The sequence below is a fragment of the Trinickia sp. genome, assembly GCF_051953955.1.
Lineage (GTDB): Bacteria > Pseudomonadota > Gammaproteobacteria > Burkholderiales > Burkholderiaceae > Trinickia.
On the sequence record NZ_JBQCIF010000061.1, the window covers coordinates 45,365 to 61,315 of the forward strand.

Consider the following 15,951-nt stretch of genomic DNA (forward strand, 5'->3'; position numbering starts at 1 on the left):
GGGGCACGGCGGTGTCCGCATCGGCCGTGGGCGGAGAGCCGCCAGGCAGGCCAGGTAGAATACGGCCCTTCCCGCCACCGGCGCGCATTTCGATCCAGCCATGTCCACTTCCTATTCGTTCGTCCGCTCGCTGAGCGAAGCCTGGCAACGCACGGGCTCTTTGCTCACCGTCGGCCTCGATCCCGAGCCGTCGCGTTTCCCGGGCGCGTTTGCGAACCGCCCCGACAAGATTTTCGATTTCTGCCGCGACATCGTCGATGCGACGGCTCCGTTCGCGAGCGCGTTCAAGCCGCAGATCGCCTACTTCGCCGCGCACCGCGCCGAGGACCAACTCGAAGCGCTGATCGGGCACATCCACGACAAGCATCCGGGGCTGCCCGTCGTTCTCGACGCCAAGCGCGGCGACATCGGCAGCACCGCCGAGCAGTATGCGCGCGAAGCGTTCGAGCGCTATCGCGCCGATGCCGTGACCGTCAATCCGTACATGGGTTTCGATTCGATCGAGCCGTACCTCGCGCATGAAGGCAAGGGCGTGATCGTGCTGTGCCGCACCTCCAACCCCGGCGGCTCCGACTTGCAGTTTCTCGAAACGGGCGGCCGTCCGCTGTACCAAGTCGTCGCCTCGCTGGCCGCCGAGAAGTGGAACGCGAGCGGGCAACTCGGCTTGGTGGTCGGCGCGACGTTCCCGAAAGAGATCGAACTCGTGCGCGGCATCGTCGGCGACATGCCGCTTCTGATTCCCGGGATCGGCGCTCAAGGCGGCGACGTCGAGGCAACGGTGCGCGCCGGACGCACGCGCGCGGGGGCGGGGATGATGATCAACTCGTCGCGTGCGATCCTCTACGCGGGGAAGGGCGAGGACTTCGCCCAGGCTGCTGCGCGCGCGGCGCAGGACACGCGCGACAAGATCAACGCCTACCTTTGACGGTTTCCCGCAAGCCGAGCCCGAGCCCGGGCCGGCGCTCGGGCGCGCGCGGCTTCAGTGCTCGCTTTTCTCGATGTGCTCGAGCAGCCCGCGCAGCGCATGCGCGGCCGCTTGAACGCGAATCTGTTCGCGATCGCCCTTGAACACGTGCGTTTCGGCCGACGTCGCCAGGCGATTGCTCCAGGCGAAGCAGACCATGCCCACGGGCTTCGTTTCGGTCCCGCCGCCGGGGCCGGCGACGCCCGTGATCGCAAGCGATACCTGCGCGCGGCTGTTGCGCAAAGCCCCTTCCGCCATTGCCCGCGCGACCTGTTCGCTGACGGCGCCATGCTTGTCGATGAGATCGGCCGGCACGCCGATCATTTCCGTCTTCGCCTGATTCGAATAGGTGACGAAGCCGCGCTCGAACCATCCGCTGCTGCCCGAAATGTCCGTGACCGCGCTGGCGACCATGCCGCCCGTGCACGACTCGGCGGTGGCGAGAAAGAGGTGCATCTCGCGCAGCTTGTTGCCCGCGCGCACGGCGAGTTGATGAACGACGGAATCAGTGGCCATTGCGATGATCTCGGTGAACGATGAGGCGCGGCGTCGCGGTTCGGAAGGTCGGGAGGTCGATAGTCAGATGGTCAGATGGTCAGATGGTCAGATGGTCATATGCCAGAGGGCGATCACGAGCAGCGTGAAAAACGCCGCGACGAGATCGTCGAGCATGATGCCGAAGCCGCCTTTGACGCGGCGATCGAAGTAGCGGATCGGCGGCGGCTTGACCATGTCGAAGAAGCGGAACACCAGGAATGCCCAGAGCTGGCCCGTGAACGTCACCGGGGTGACGAACAGCAGCACGAGCCAGAACGCGACGATTTCGTCCCAGACGACGGGGGAGGGATCGTCCGTGCCCATCTTGCGCGCGGTGAAGCCGGTCAGATAGATGCCGGCGAAAAAGCCGACGACGATCAGCACCGCCCACGCGGCGACGGTCAGGCGGCCGTCGAGCGCCGCGAACGAGGCCCATGCGAACAGCGTGCCCACCGTGCCCGGCATGATCGGCGAGAGCCCGCTGCCGAAGCCCAGCGAAAGCCAATGGATCGGATTCGAGAGCATGAAGCGCGCGCTGGCGCGGCGCTTCTTCGACGGCCGCGCATGCGCCGTGGGGGGCGGGGAAGGCGGCGGGCCGCCGGGAAGCGTCGGATCAGTTTGCATCGAAATGGTCGAAGCCGTGCGGCGTCAGTAAGAGCGGTGCCTGCGAAGCGTCGTGCCAGGCAATTGCCGGCTCGTCGGTCGCATGCCGCAGAGGCTTTATTGTACCGATCCGCGTGACGGCGACGTTCGCGCGGGCGCCCGCGTCCGCGATCGCTTCGCGCGCGCGCGCGGGCGCAGTGAAGATCAGCTCGTAGTCGTCGCCGCCGGCAAGCGTGCACTGCCGCTGGGCTTCGAGCGGCAGCTTGCGCACGGCGCTCGAGCGCGGGACGGCGTCGACGTCGATCGCGGCGTGCACGCGCGAGCGTTCGAGGATGTGCCGCAAGTCGCCCGCCAAGCCGTCCGAGACGTCCAGCGCCGAATGCGCGATCGCGCGCAGCGCGAGCCCGAGCGCGATGCGCGGCTCGGGCCGTTCGAGCGCGCCCTTCAGCGAGACGAGCTCGCGCTCGTCGAACAGATTCGGCGGCCATTCGCCGCGCAAGAGGCCGAGCCCCGCGCGCGCGTCGCCGAGTGTGCCCGACACCCAGACATCGTCGCCGTCTCGCGCGCCGTCGCGGCGCAGCGCGGCGTTCGCCGGCACGTCGCCGAAGATCGTGACGCAAAGGTTCAGTGGCCCGCGCGTCGTGTCGCCGCCGATCAACTCGCAATCGAAGCGCTCCGCGAGCGCGAACAGGCCCTCGGCGAACGCATCGAGCCAGGCTTCGTTCGGGGATTCGAGCGCGAGCGAAAGCGTGAAGGCGCGCGGCTTCGCGCCCATCGCGGCGAGGTCCGACAAATTGACGGCCAGCGTTTTGTGGCCGAGCGCGTGCGGATCGACGGTGGGCAGAAAATGGCGGCCTTCGACGAGCATGTCCGTCGAAACGGCCAACAGTTCGCCGGGCTCCGGTGCGATCAGCGCGCAGTCGTCGCCGATGCCGAGCGCGGCCTTGCGCGGGCCCCGGCGTGCGCGCTGCGCGAAGATGCGCTCGATCAGCGCGAACTCGGAAAGGGACATAAAGATGCGGGTCAACGTGTAGGTTACAGCGGCGTTCGAGCGTCGGGCGCGCCCGGCCCGGACGGACCAGGCAGTCGGGACGGGCGGCGAATGGCGCTACAATGCGTCGAACTCTTATTCTAATCCGCGTAACAAGCAAACAGACTGGACTCACCCATCTCATGTCTACGAATCCCGCTGCCGCCAAGGCGAAGCTGCGCGAAGCCGCGCTCGATTATCACGAATTTCCCTCGCCCGGCAAGATCGCCATCGCGCCGACGAAGCAGATGATCAACCAGCGCGATCTCGCGCTGGCGTATTCGCCCGGCGTCGCCTTCGCCTGTGAGGAAATCGTCGAGAATCCGCTCAATGCGGCGCGCTTCACCGCGCGCAGCAATTTGGTCGGCGTCGTCACGAACGGCACGGCGGTGCTCGGCCTCGGCAACATCGGCCCGCTCGCGTCGAAGCCCGTGATGGAAGGCAAGGCCGTGCTGTTCAAGAAATTCGCCGGCATCGATGTCTTCGACATCGAACTGAACGAGTCCGATCCGCATAAGCTCGTCGACGTCATCGCCGCGCTCGAGCCCACGTTCGGCGGGATCAACCTCGAAGACATCAAGGCGCCGGACTGCTTCATCGTCGAGCGCGAGTGCCGCAAGCGCATGAAGATTCCCGTCTTTCACGACGACCAGCACGGCACCGCCATCGTCGTCGCCGCCGCCGTGACGAACGGCCTGAAGGTCGTCGGCAAGGACATCGCGAAGGTCAAGCTCGTCGCTTCGGGCGCCGGCGCGGCCGCGCTCGCATGCCTGGACTTGCTCGTCGATCTCGGCCTGACGCTCGAGAACATCCTCGTGACCGACTTGGCGGGCGTCGTCTACAAGGGCCGCACCGAGCTGATGGACCCGGACAAGGAGCGCTTCGCACGCGAAACGTCGGCACGCACGCTGGCCGAGGTCATCGAAGGGGCCGATATTTTCCTCGGCCTGTCGGCGGGTGGCGTGCTCAAGCCCGAGATGGTCAAGACGATGGCCGACAAGCCGCTCATCCTCGCGCTCGCGAACCCGACGCCCGAGATCCTGCCGGAAGCCGCGCTCGAAGTGCGGCCGGACGCCGTGCTCGCGACGGGCCGCACCGATTATCCGAACCAGGTCAACAACGTCCTGTGCTTCCCGTTCATTTTCCGCGGCGCGCTCGACGCCGGGGCAACCACGGTCACGCGCGAGATGGAAATCGCGGCCGTCAATGCGATCGCCGAGCTCGCACGGCAGGAGCAGAGCGACATCGTCGCGACGGCTTACGGCATTCAGGATTTGTCGTTCGGGCCCGAGTACCTGATTCCCAAGCCGTTCGATCCGCGTCTGATCGTCAAGATCGCGCCGGCCGTCGCGCAAGCCGCGATGGATTCGGGCGTGGCGACACGTCCGATCGAGGACATGGAAGCCTATAAGCAGCACCTGCAGCAGTTCGTCTATCACAGCGGCACGACGATGAAGCCGATCTTCCAGCAGGCGCGCAGCGTCGAGGCCGGCAAGAAGCGCATCGTCTTCGCCGAAGGCGAGGAGGAGCGCGTGCTGCGTGCGGTGCAGATCGTCGTCGACGAAAAGCTCGCCACGCCTATCCTGATCGGCCGCCCGGCCGTGATCGAACACCGCATCGAGCGCTACGGGCTGCGGCTGACTCCTGGCGTCGATTTCACGATCGTCAACACCGAGCACGACGAGCGCTATCGCGAGTTCTGGCAGGAGTATTACCACCTGATGGCGCGCAAGGGCATCAGCCAGCAACTGGCGAAGGTGGAAATGCGCCGGCGCACGACGCTGATCGGTTCGATGCTCGTGAACAAGGGCGAAGCCGACGGCATGATCTGCGGCACGATTTCGACGCCGCATCGCCATCTGCACTTCATCAATCAGGTGATCGGCAAGCGTGAAGGCTGCACGGTGTTCGGCGCCATGAACGGCCTCGTCTTGCCGGGCCGCCAAATCTTTCTCGTCGATACGCACGTGAACGTCGATCCGACACCGGCGGAGTTGGCCGAGATCACGATCATGGCCGCCGAGGAAGTGCGCCGCTTCGGCATCGAGCCCAAAGTCGCGCTCGTCTCGCACTCGAATTTCGGCACGAGCAATGCGCCGTCCGCGCAAAAGATGCGCGACACGCTCGAACTCATCAAGCAGCGTGCGCCCGAACTGCAAGTCGACGGCGAAATGCACGGCGACGTCGCGCTCGATCCGGCGCTGCGCCGCGAGGTGCTGCCGGAATCGACGCTCGAAGGCGAAGCGAACCTGCTCGTGCTGCCGAACATCGATGCGGCAAACATCGCGTACAACCTGCTGAAGACGGCGGCCGGCAACAACATCGCGATCGGCCCGATCCTGCTCGGCGCCGCCAAGCCTGTGCACGTGCTGACCGAATCGGCCACGGTGCGCCGCATCGTCAACATGGCGGCCCTGCTCGTGGCCGACGTCAGCGCGGCCTCGCGCTGATATGCGCTGATACGGCTACGCACGCGGGGCCCTGACGCAGCCAAAAAAAAACGGCGTGCCCGTTGCGGGCACGCCGGGGGCGAAGAGAGAGGCTGCCGCCCCAAGTGCGTGAAACGACGATTTCCGACTGCTCGAAGCAACGGCGAGGAGGCAAAGACTCGCCGCATCGGGCACCGTCGAGGCAGATATTATCTTCCTTGCGCTAAATTTTTCGCTTATACGCGATAAATAGGACCATCGGAAGGTCCGCCGGAGGTCCGCTGAAGGTCCCCAAAACGACGCTAAACCTTTCATTTTCCAGACAAAGATTGCGTCTGAAGGCCGTTAGCGATACCCTTACACTTTTCGTGGTCGTTCACTTTCGATCTAGCAGCAGGAAACCTGGCCGATGACACGCGCGGGAACACGCGAACGAGCGGGTAAGTGGCTTCGCCACGGTGCGCTCGCCGCCTTCGTGGCCGCGGCCGGATGGACCGGCATCGGCTGGCAGGGCGGCCCTATGGCAGCTTCGGTGGCCGTGGCGCGAGAAGCGTCGCCCCCGTCGGCCGGCGTTTCGGGCGCGATCGGGCGGGCGCAGTTGCCGCCCGAGGCGGTGGCGACCTTGAACTCGATAGCAGCCGGCGGCCCCTATCCGTATGCGAAGGACGGCGTCGTATTCGGCAATTTCGAGCGGCTGCTGCCGCCGCACCGGCGCGGCTACTACCATGAGTACACGGTCCCCACGCCGCGAGCGAGAAACCGCGGCGCGCGCCGCATCGTTTGCGGCGGCCCGCCAAGGCGGATCGACAACTGTTTCTATTCAGACGACCACTACAACAGTTTTAAACGCATTGTTGAATGACATTGGGATGAACGGCATGAGCGACAACGTCTACGCGCACGACACCGCAGTCGCGACGGATATGTTCGCGGCCGGCGACGGCAATCTTTTTCAGCGCGTCATGCAAATGCGCATGGCCGAGCGCGGTCAGAGCGCCGAGGGCGACGCGGCACCATCCCGGCATTCACCGAGCGAGGAGCCTATGAGCCTTTTCGCGACCGTGCGACCGAACATCGTCCAATCGATACGGGCGTTTCGCGTGCAGGACCTCGCCGACGAAGCCCAGCGGCTCGAGCAGCACTTTCTCTACGCATATTGCGGTCAGGCTGCGTCGAAGCAGGAAGTGCTGGAAACGATCGCCACGTCGTTCTTGTTCCCGAAGCATTTCGGCAAGAACTACGACGCACTGTACGATTGCCTCACCGATCTCGTGCATAAGGCCGGCGCTCAGCCTGGCTTCGTCATCGTGCTCGAAGGGCTGCCGATTGCGCAGAAGTTCGACAAGGAAGGGCGCGAGACGCTGCTCGACGTCTTCCGCGAGGCTGCCGAATTCTGGGCCGAGCGCAAAGTGGCATTCCGCGTCTTCTATTCGTTCGCCTGATTCACCATCCTCCCCAGCGCGCGGCGAGCGCGGCCAGCACGGCGATGCCGGCCGTCTCCGTGCGCAAGACCCGCGGCCCCAGCGAGAGCGCCGTGAACCCATGGGCCACCGCGGCGTCTTCCTCCTCGGGCGAGAGCCCGCCTTCCGGTCCGATCAGCAGCGTCACCTCGCCGCTCGGCGGCGATTCCGGTAGCGATGCGAATCCGATGCCCGCGCGTGGCGAGAGCATGAGCCTCGGTGCGCCTGCATCGCCAGCGGCGGGTAAAGCTTCGAGCCATTTCGACAGGTCGCATGCGGGCTCCACGGCGGCCAGCCGGTTGCGTCCGCACTGCTCGCAGGCCGCGCGCACGATCCCCTGCCAGTGAGCCTGGCGGCGGCCGGCACGCTCCCCCGAAAGGCGCACGACGCCGCGGGCCGTGACGAGCGGAGCGATGCGTGCCACGCCGAGTTCGACGGCTTTTTCGATGAGCCAATCCATTTTGTCGCCGCCCGCGATGCCTTGCGCGAGCGTGATCCGATACGGCGGCTCCACATCTACGGGCGCGAACGCGCCGATCTCGACCAGCGCGCTGCGGCGCCCGATGTCGACGAGCCGCGCGCCGTGCTGTCCGCCGCGGCCGTTGAACAGCGTCAGCGCGTCGCCGGCGGCGAGGCGAAGCACTTGGACGTGGCGAGCGACTTCGTCCGGTAGGGCGACGACGGCGCCGGGCTCGAGGGGCGAGTCGACGAAAAAGCGAGGCATAAGAGCGGCGTTCGAGAAACGTTGGGCGGTAAGCGCGATGCTGCGGTGGCGTTCGGAGCCGCCCGGTTCACCGCGCGCGGCGGCGCCGGCCGGCTAACGCAATTGCGCGCGGACGTTGCGCGGCAGCGCGAACAGCGCCGGATGCAGCGCGGCGTCATAGTAGCGCAACGCGTCGATGCCGCGCGCCGCAAGCCGCTCTTCGATGTCGTGCTTGAACAGCGAAGCGGCGTCGAGCGTGTCGCTGGCGAGCGCCATCAGCCAAAGCGATCCGTACAGCGGGACGAACGCGGACATGACGTCGACCATCGCAAAGCTTGCGCGCAGCCCGCGCGCGAGCGCCGCTGCTCGTTCGAGGTGGAACTGCGCGGAGCCGAGATGCATCGACAGCATGGCGCGCGGTGCGAGGACCGTCTTCAGGCGCGCATGGAAGGCCGCGGAATAGAGTTCGGCGGCGGGGGAGTCGGGTGGGGTCAGATCGAAGATGACGAGATCGAACCGTTCGGCCGTCGTGGCGACGAATGCTGCTGCGTCGCCGATGACGATCTGGACGCGCGCGTCGTCGAGCGCGCCTTGGTGAACGGCGGACAAATGATCGCGCGCCATGCTGACGACGGCGGCATCGAGCTCCGCGACGACGATCCGCTCGATGCTCGGATGAGCGAGCAGTTGCCGGGCCGCGCCGCCGTCGCCGCCGCCGAGCACGAGCGCCTTGCGTGGCGACGGATGGGCGAGCGCGGCCGGGTGCACCATGCATTCGTGATAGATGAACTCGTCGCCTTCCGACGTCATCGGCCGGCCATCGAGCGTAAATAGGCGGCCTAGCTGCGGCGTGTCCCATACCTCGATGCGTTGATGCGGCGAATCGGCATGCGCGACCCGGCGCGCACCGGGAAAGCCGTAAGCGGCGCCGGGCGACGGATGAAACAGCAGCGCGGGGTCGACGCGTGAGAACACTTGAGCGTGGCGGGCGGACGCGAAGCAGGTCGCTATCCGCTCATTATAGGACTTCCGCGGTGTCCGCCGAACCGCCTTGTCCGGCGCGCGCCGGCGAGGCGCGGGGCGCCATCTGCTAGAATGTCATGCTTTGCAGCCTGTCCGCTTGCTCCTCCCGCCTTGCGCCGCGGCGGGTGCCCCGCCCGCTCGGGCGGCGGTCGAATACGAGCAGCGGGCCGCCGCGCGCCACGCTTTCTCGACTCGTTCTCCGGACTCGACATGACGACCTCGTCTCCCGCTCCCACCGCTCTCATGGCGAATGCGATTCGCGCGCTCGCGATGGATGCCGTGCAACAAGCGAACTCAGGCCATCCGGGCATGCCGATGGGCATGGCCGAAATCGCCGTCGCGCTGTGGTCGCGCCATCTCAAGCACAACCCGGCCGATCCGCATTGGGCCGACCGCGACCGTTTCGTGCTGTCGAACGGCCATGGCTCGATGCTGCTCTATTCGCTGTTGCACCTGACCGGCTATGACCTGCCGCTCGCCGAGCTCAAGAACTTCCGTCAACTGCACTCGAAAACGCCGGGCCACCCCGAATACGGCATCACGCCGGGCGTGGAAACGACCACCGGCCCGCTCGGCCAAGGTCTCGCCAATGCGGTGGGCATGGCGCTCGCCGAATCGCTGCTCGCGGCCGAGTTCAACAAGGCCGACGCCAAGATCGTCGATCACCACACCTACGTGTTTCTCGGCGACGGCTGCCTGATGGAAGGCATTTCGCACGAGGCCTGCTCGCTCGCGGGCACGCTCAAGCTGAACAAGCTGATCGCGCTGTACGACGACAACGGCATCTCGATCGACGGCCACGTCGAGTACTGGTTCGCCGACGATACGCCGAAGCGTTTCGAGGCTTACGGCTGGAACGTCATCCGTCACGTCGACGGGCATGACGTGGAGGCGGTGGATGCGGCGATCGCCGCCGCCAAGCGCGCCGACAAGCCCACGCTGATCTGCTGCAAGACCGTGATCGGCAAGGGCGCCCCGACGAAGGCGGGCGGCCATGACGCGCACGGCGCACCGCTCGGCGACAAGGAAATCGCGGCCACGCGCGAGGCGATCGGCTGGAAGTGGGAGCCGTTCGTCATCCCGCAAGAGGTCTATGCGGCTTGGGACGCGAAGGCCGCGGGTGCGCAGCGCGAAGCGCAATGGAACGACGGCTTTGCGCAGTATCGCGCGAAATATCCGCAAGAAGCGGCCGAATTCGAGCGCCGCGCAAGCGGCAAGCTGCCGGCCGATTGGGCCGCCAAGGCGCGGGCGATCATCGCCGGCGCCAACGAGCGGGCCGAGACGGTCGCCACGCGCAAGGCGTCGCAGCAGGCGATCGAAGGCCTCGCCGCCGCGTTGCCCGAGCTGCTCGGCGGCTCGGCCGACTTGACGGGCTCGAACCTCACGAACTGGAAGGCGAGCAAGCCCGTGCGCGCGGGCGAGCATGGCATCGAGTGGGGCAACCACATCAACTACGGCGTGCGCGAGTTCGGCATGAGCGCGGTCATCAACGGCCTTGCGCTGCATGGCGGCTACAAGCCGTTCGGCGGTACATTCCTGACGTTCTCGGACTACAGCCGCAATGCGCTGCGCGTCGCGGCGCTGATGAAGTCGCCGTCGATCTTCGTGTTCACGCACGATTCGATCGGCCTCGGCGAGGACGGCCCGACGCACCAATCGATCGAGCACGTCGCCAGCTTGCGCCTGATTCCGCACCTTCAGGTCTGGCGTCCGTCGGATACGGTCGAGACTGCCGTGGCCTGGACGCAGGCGATCGAGCACAAAGGCCCTTCGTGCCTGATCTTCAGCCGCCAAAATCTGCCGTTCTCGACGCGCAGCGATGCGCAAATCGCGAACATCGCGAAGGGCGGCTATATCCTGCGCGATTGGAACGACGAGATCGTCGCGCGCAAGATCATCCTGATCGCCACGGGCTCGGAAGTCGAACTCGCGCTGAACGCCGTCGAGCCGCTCGCGCAGCAAGGGATCGCGGCGCGCGTCGTCTCGATGCCGGCGACGACCGCGTTCGACCGCCAGGACGCCGAGTATCGCGAGCGCGTGCTGCCCAAGGGCGTGCGCCGCGTCGCGATCGAAGCGGGCGTGAGCGATTTCTGGCGCAAGTACGTCGGCTTGGAAGGCGGCGTGGTCGGCATCGATACGTTCGGCGAGTCGGCCCCTGCCGGCCAGCTGTTCAAGCATTTCGGCTTCACCGTCGAGCACGTGGTCGCGGCAGTGAAAGCGGCGCTCGAGTAACGATAGGCGGGAAGACGCAATACGGCTTCCCGATGCAGCGCGAGCGGCTTCGCTTCGCGATGCGCCGGGAGGCATGAGGTACGACGGTTTTTTTAGCCCCAATATCAGGAGAACCATCATGACGGTACGCGTTGCAATCAATGGGTATGGCCGGATCGGCCGCAACACCCTGCGTGCGTTCTACGAGAGCGGCAAGAAGCACGATCTGCAGATCGTCGCGATCAACGATCTCGGCGATGCGAAGACGAATGCCCACCTGACGAAGTACGACACGGCGCACGGCCCGTTCCCCGGTGAAGTGTCGGTCGAGGGCGAGAACCTCGTCGTCAACGGCGACAAGATCCGCGTGCTGGCGAACCGCAACCCGGCCGAGTTGCCGTGGGGCGAGCTCGGCGTCGACGTCGTGATGGAATGCACGGGCTTTTTCACGTCGAAGGAAAAGGCGAGCGCGCACTTGGCCGGCGGCGCGAAGAAGGTGTTGATCTCGGCGCCGGGCGGCAAGGACGTCGATGCGACGATCGTCTACGGCGTGAACCACGGCGAGCTGAAGGCCTCGCACACGGTGATCTCGAACGCCTCGTGCACGACGAACTGCCTCGCGCCGCTCGTCAAGCCGCTGAACGACAAGATCGGCCTCGAAACGGGCCTGATGACGACGATCCACGCGTACACGAACGACCAAGTGCTCACGGACGTCTATCACGAAGATCTTCGCCGCGCGCGCTCGGCCACGCATAGCCAGATCCCGACGAAGACGGGTGCTGCTGCCGCGATCGGCCTCGTGCTGCCCGCGTTGGCCGGCAAGCTCGACGGCTATGCCATCCGCGTGCCGACGATCAACGTGTCGATCGTCGATCTGTCGTTCATCGCCAAGCGCGACACGACGGTCGAGGAAATCAACGCGATCATGAAGGACGCGGCCGAGGGCGAGCTGAAGGGCATCCTCGGCTACAACACGGCGCCGCTCGTCTCGATCGACTTCAACCACAACCCGGCAAGCTCGACGTTCGATGCGACGCTGACCAAGGTGGCCGGCCGTCTGGTGAAGGTGTCGAGCTGGTACGACAACGAGTGGGGTTTCTCGAACCGCATGCTCGATACGGCCGTCGCACTCGCCACGGCGAAGTGAGGTTGCGCGCGGGTTCGCCCGCGCTCGGCCCCGGCGAGTTTTTTTCTCACTCGTCGAACGAAAGAGCCGCCCGAGGTGCCGTTTGCACCGGGGGCGGCTCTTTTCATATCCGAACGATCCACTTTCCTAACGCGGCGCGCTGCTGCTGGCCGTCGAACCGGCCGACAACGGGCAGTCCGAGCCGCGCGGGCGGCGTGTCAGTGCTTGCGATGCGGGCACGCTTCCTTCGTGCAGGCGCCGTACAGCGCGAGGGCATGCTCTTGCAGCTTGAAGCCGCGTTCTTCGGCGATCGTCTGCTGGCGTTTTTCGATTTCGGGGTCGAAGAACTCCTCGACGCGCCCGCAGTCGATGCATACGAGGTGGTCGTGATGCGTGCCCTCGTTCAATTCGAACACGGCTTTGCCCGATTCGAAATTGCTGCGCGAGAGCAGACCGGCCTGTTCGAACTGCGTCAGCACCCGATAGACGGTAGCAAGGCCGATGTCGAGTTCCTCGCCGAGCAGGTTGCGATAGACGTCTTCGGCCGTCAAATGCCGCACGGCGCTGCGCTGGAAAATTTCGAGGATTTTGAGGCGCGGTAGGGTCGCCTTCAGCCCGATGTTTTTGAGATCGGTGGGATTGGTCATGGCTAGGCATCCCTAGAGTACAATGCACGACTCGAATAGTAATGGGTTTTTGCTGTTCCGGTCATCTTCGGTGAAACTCGCGCGGCCCGGCGCAACACGAAAAAGGGCCCGCACGGTGGGTGAAATGAGTCCAAATTTTCTTATGAAGCGCGGGGGGAGTCACGTGCGCAAGCTGTTGATCGCTGCCTCGACGGTTGCGCTCGTTGCGGGATGTTCGACCTACGACAGCCTCACGCAGCGCGTCGCTCAAAGCATTACGCCGTATCGCATCACCATCGTGCAAGGCAACTTCGTTTCGAAGGAAGCCGCCTCGAAGATGCGCGTGGGCATGACCCGCGACGAAGTGAAGGCAACGCTCGGCACGCCGCTCTTGACCGACATGTTCCACAACGACCGCTGGGACTACGTCTTTTACTTCAAGCGCGGCTCCACGGCCGTCGTGCAGCAGCGCGATTTCGTCGTCAACTTCCAAGGCGATACGGTCACGAGCTGGTCGGGCGGCGACGATCTTCCGTCCGAGCTCGAACTGCTCGCGGATATCGACGGCGACAAACTCGGCAAGAAGGCCAAGGCGAAGGCCGCAGCCGCAGCGGCTGCTTCGGCCGCCGCAGCCTCGAGCGCTGCCGTGGCGCAATCGGCCAGCGGTGCCGCGCAGGCGAGCGCGAGCGCCCCGCCTGCCGAAGACGCCAACGCGGCGGCCGCGCAAGCGGCCAACCGTGCGACGAATCAGGTGCCGGCCACGCCGGAGAAACCCCCCGTGCGCTCGGGCGCGCCGTCGCCGTCGAATGGTTTGCCGAGCGCGACGCCGCAGTTCCAGTTCCATCGTCAGCCGCAGCCCGGGGCGCCCGATCAAAGCAATCCTGTCGGTCCGGCGGGCTCGCAGTCGAGCACCGGGGCCACGCACGGGCAATCGGTATCGTCGTCGCAACCGGCTGCGTCGAGCACGGGCGGCTGATCTTTCGTCGTTCCAGGCCGTTGGTGCAGCGTCAAGCGCGAACGGGCCGTCGGGCGGGCCATGCGCAGGGTGCGCCGCCCGCCTTTCGTCTTTTCAGGCGCGCGTGCCCCGTGCACGGCCCGCGCCGCCGGTCGGCCTAGCCGCCGGCCCGTCATTGAAAAAGGGGTAAGCATGTTGCCGATGAAAATCGCGATCGCCGGAGCCTCGGGCCGAATGGGCCGGATGCTGATCGAAGCCGTCTTGAACGATGCCGATGCGACGCTCGCGGGCGCGCTCGATCGATCGGGCTCGCCGCAATTGGGCGAGGATGCCGGCGCGTTCCTCGGCGCGCCCACGGGCGTCGTGCTGAGCGACGATATCGACGCCGTGTTGTCTCAAGCCGACTGTCTCATCGATTTCACGCGGCCCGAAGGCACGATGGCGCATATCGAGGCGGCGCTGCGGCACGGCACGAAACTCGTCATCGGCACGACGGGCATGACCGACGCGCAGCGCGAGACGGTGTGCGCCGCGGGCGAGCGAATCGGCGTCGTTTTCGCGGCGAACATGAGCGTGGGCGTGAACGTCACGCTCAAGCTGCTCGAGTTCGCCGCGCGGCATTTCGCGACCGGCTACGACATCGAAATCATCGAGGCCCACCACCGTCACAAGGTCGATGCGCCCTCGGGCACGGCGCTCGCGATGGGCGAGGCGATCGCCGGTGCGCTCGGCCGCGATTTGAAGGACTGTGCCGTCTACGATCGCCGCGGCGTGACCGGCGAGCGCGACCCGTCGACGATCGGCTTCTCGGCGATTCGCGGCGGCGATATCGTCGGCGATCACACGGTGCTGTTTGCCGGTACCGGCGAGCGGATCGAAATCACGCATAAGTCGGCAAGCCGCGTGTCGTATGCGCAGGGTGCCTTGCGGGCTGCGCGCTTTCTCGTCGAGCGCGGCGCCGGCCTTTACGACATGCAGGACGTGCTCGGCCTGCGTTGAGGCGGGCGACGCGCTCGTTTTGATCGGAATTCGGATTCGGGTTCGCATTCGGGATTCACATTCGCATGCAAAACACGGGCATCGTTCACTATTTGGAATCGGGCGACGCACTGACGCACGCGGTTGCCTATGTGCTGCTGGCGATGTCGATCGCAAGCTGGTGCTTTCTGATCGTCAAAAGCTGGATGCTCGGCCGGGCCAAGCGGCAAGGGCCGCGCGCCATTGCACTGTTCTGGCAATCGCCCACGCTCTCGGAAGGCGTGCTCGCGCTGCGCGGCGCGGATCGCGAACGTGTTTTCGCGCCGCTGGCCGAGGCCGCCTTGGCTGCGTCCGAGGTTCATGCGGCGTCTGCGATGCTCGCGCGCGTCGATCGCGGCGAGCGCGTGCTGCGCGCTTTGCGCGAGGCACTGCTTGCCTCGCAGCGCCGCATCGAGTTCGGTCAAGTGCTGCTCGCTTCGGTGGGCAGCACCGCGCCGTTCGTCGGTTTGCTCGGCACCGTATGGGGCATCTATCACGCGCTCGGCAGCATCGCCGCGAGCGGGCAGGCAATGATCGAGAACGTCGCGGGGCCTGTCGGCGAGGCGCTCATCATGACGGCCTTCGGGCTCGTCGTCGCGATTCCGGCCGTGCTCGCCTACAACGTCCTTGGCCGCATGCAGCGGCAGCTGTCCGAAGAATTGGACGGCTTCGCGCGTGATTTGCACGCTTACGTTTGCGCGCCCGACGGGCACGGAAAGAGCGCTGCATAAGCCCGCGCGCGTTCGAGCGAGGAGAGCGATCATGGCATTCGGCGGATTCGACAAAGAGCGCTCGGCCGCGCCGATGGCCGAGATCAACATGACGCCGCTCATCGACGTCATGCTCGTGCTGCTCGTCATCTTCATCATCACCGCGCCGTTGCTCACGCATGCGATTCGGCTCGAACTGCCGAAGGTGGCTTCCGCGCCGGTCCGGCAAACGCCGCAAACGGTCACGCTTTCGATCGACGATGCGGGCCGGCTCTATTGGGACGGCCAGCCGCTCACGCTCGATGCCTTGCGTGCCCGCCTCGTTCAAGCGGGCAAGGCCGCACAGCCGCCCGAACTGCATCTACGCGCCTCGCGCGCGACGCGCTACGACGTCATCGCGCAGGTGATGGGCGCGGCGCAGCAGGCGGGACTCGATCGGATCGGCTTCGTGACGGAGCCGCCGCGTGCGGGCGAGCCCGGCACCGTGCCGGCATCGGCCGGGCCCTCGGGTAAGCGATAACGGCACGCGGCGTTGCCGGCGGCGCGCGGTGCGT

16 protein-coding genes are annotated in these 15,951 nt (G+C 66.1%); 10 read left to right on the top strand and 6 right to left on the bottom strand.

From position 1 onward, the window contains the following. Positions 1–100: 100 nt before the first annotated feature. Positions 101–925: an orotidine-5'-phosphate decarboxylase gene (gene pyrF, locus ACTHNZ_RS11690; RefSeq protein ID WP_440542649.1), complete on the top strand. Its 825-nt coding sequence runs from the start codon at positions 101–103 to the stop codon at positions 923–925. A 54-nt stretch (positions 926–979) separates the two neighbouring features. Here the strand turns inward: pyrF and ACTHNZ_RS11695 are convergent, their stop codons facing one another. The 3 genes from ACTHNZ_RS11695 to thiL all read right to left on the bottom strand — a co-directional run bounded on the left by ACTHNZ_RS11695 (position 980) and on the right by thiL (position 3,116). Beyond that, on the bottom strand, positions 980–1,480 hold the full coding sequence (locus ACTHNZ_RS11695; protein ID WP_440542650.1) for a CinA family protein: 501 nt from the start codon (positions 1,478–1,480) through the stop codon (positions 980–982). 87 nt (positions 1,481–1,567) lie between these two features. Then, on the bottom strand, positions 1,568–2,125 hold the full coding sequence (locus ACTHNZ_RS11700) for a phosphatidylglycerophosphatase A family protein (protein WP_440542651.1): 558 nt from the start codon (positions 2,123–2,125) through the stop codon (positions 1,568–1,570). Then, positions 2,115–3,116 (bottom strand): thiamine-phosphate kinase, encoded by a 1,002-nt coding sequence (gene thiL / locus ACTHNZ_RS11705; RefSeq protein WP_440542652.1) that lies wholly within the window; start codon positions 3,114–3,116, stop codon positions 2,115–2,117. The genes ACTHNZ_RS11700 and thiL overlap by 11 nt, the downstream gene beginning before the upstream one ends. A 161-nt stretch (positions 3,117–3,277) precedes the next feature. Between thiL and ACTHNZ_RS11710 the strand changes: the two genes are divergently transcribed. From ACTHNZ_RS11710 to ACTHNZ_RS11720, 3 genes are all read left to right on the top strand, one after another. Continuing rightward, a complete protein-coding gene (locus ACTHNZ_RS11710) occupies positions 3,278–5,584 on the top strand; it encodes an NADP-dependent malic enzyme (RefSeq protein WP_440542653.1) in 2,307 nt (768 codons plus the stop codon). A 388-nt stretch (positions 5,585–5,972) separates the two neighbouring features. Then, the gene (locus ACTHNZ_RS11715; RefSeq protein ID WP_440542654.1) at positions 5,973–6,425 is read left to right on the top strand and encodes a ribonuclease; all 453 of its coding nucleotides are present in this window, start codon (positions 5,973–5,975) and stop codon (positions 6,423–6,425) included. 16 nt (positions 6,426–6,441) lie between these two features. Further along, positions 6,442–7,005 carry a barstar family protein gene (locus ACTHNZ_RS11720; protein ID WP_440542655.1) on the top strand — a complete coding sequence of 188 codons (564 nt, stop codon included), beginning with the start codon at positions 6,442–6,444 and terminating at the stop codon, positions 7,003–7,005. A 1-nt stretch (position 7,006) separates the two neighbouring features. Here the strand turns inward: ACTHNZ_RS11720 and ACTHNZ_RS11725 are convergent, their stop codons facing one another. After that, complete coding sequence (locus ACTHNZ_RS11725; protein ID WP_440542656.1) at positions 7,007–7,747, bottom strand: 16S rRNA (uracil(1498)-N(3))-methyltransferase; 741 nt, start codon at positions 7,745–7,747, stop codon at positions 7,007–7,009. A gap of 93 nt (positions 7,748–7,840) precedes the next feature. Then, the gene (gene speE, locus ACTHNZ_RS11730) at positions 7,841–8,701 is read right to left on the bottom strand and encodes a polyamine aminopropyltransferase (protein ID WP_440542657.1); all 861 of its coding nucleotides are present in this window, start codon (positions 8,699–8,701) and stop codon (positions 7,841–7,843) included. A gap of 258 nt (positions 8,702–8,959) precedes the next feature. Here speE and tkt point away from each other — a divergent pair, with 258 nt between their 5' ends. Further along, complete coding sequence (gene tkt / locus ACTHNZ_RS11735) at positions 8,960–10,981, top strand: transketolase (RefSeq protein WP_440542658.1); 2,022 nt, start codon at positions 8,960–8,962, stop codon at positions 10,979–10,981. A 118-nt stretch (positions 10,982–11,099) separates the two neighbouring features. Next, complete coding sequence (gap, locus tag ACTHNZ_RS11740; RefSeq protein ID WP_440542659.1) at positions 11,100–12,110, top strand: type I glyceraldehyde-3-phosphate dehydrogenase; 1,011 nt, start codon at positions 11,100–11,102, stop codon at positions 12,108–12,110. Between the two features lie 197 nt (positions 12,111–12,307). Here the strand turns inward: gap and fur are convergent, their stop codons facing one another. After that, positions 12,308–12,736: a ferric iron uptake transcriptional regulator gene (fur, locus tag ACTHNZ_RS11745; protein WP_440542660.1), complete on the bottom strand. Its 429-nt coding sequence runs from the start codon at positions 12,734–12,736 to the stop codon at positions 12,308–12,310. A 163-nt stretch (positions 12,737–12,899) separates the two neighbouring features. Here fur and bamE point away from each other — a divergent pair, with 163 nt between their 5' ends. The 4 genes from bamE to ACTHNZ_RS11765 all read left to right on the top strand — a co-directional run bounded on the left by bamE (position 12,900) and on the right by ACTHNZ_RS11765 (position 15,917). Beyond that, positions 12,900–13,691, top strand: a complete 792-nt coding sequence (gene bamE, locus ACTHNZ_RS11750) for an outer membrane protein assembly factor BamE domain-containing protein (RefSeq protein ID WP_440542661.1) — start codon at positions 12,900–12,902, stop codon at positions 13,689–13,691. 180 nt (positions 13,692–13,871) lie between these two features. After that, the gene (gene dapB, locus ACTHNZ_RS11755; RefSeq protein WP_440542662.1) at positions 13,872–14,669 is read left to right on the top strand and encodes a 4-hydroxy-tetrahydrodipicolinate reductase; all 798 of its coding nucleotides are present in this window, start codon (positions 13,872–13,874) and stop codon (positions 14,667–14,669) included. 65 nt (positions 14,670–14,734) lie between these two features. Next, complete coding sequence (locus tag ACTHNZ_RS11760) at positions 14,735–15,418, top strand: MotA/TolQ/ExbB proton channel family protein (RefSeq protein ID WP_440542663.1); 684 nt, start codon at positions 14,735–14,737, stop codon at positions 15,416–15,418. Between the two features lie 31 nt (positions 15,419–15,449). Beyond that, positions 15,450–15,917: an ExbD/TolR family protein gene (locus ACTHNZ_RS11765; protein ID WP_440542664.1), complete on the top strand. Its 468-nt coding sequence runs from the start codon at positions 15,450–15,452 to the stop codon at positions 15,915–15,917. The last annotated feature ends 34 nt before the right edge of the window (positions 15,918–15,951 follow it).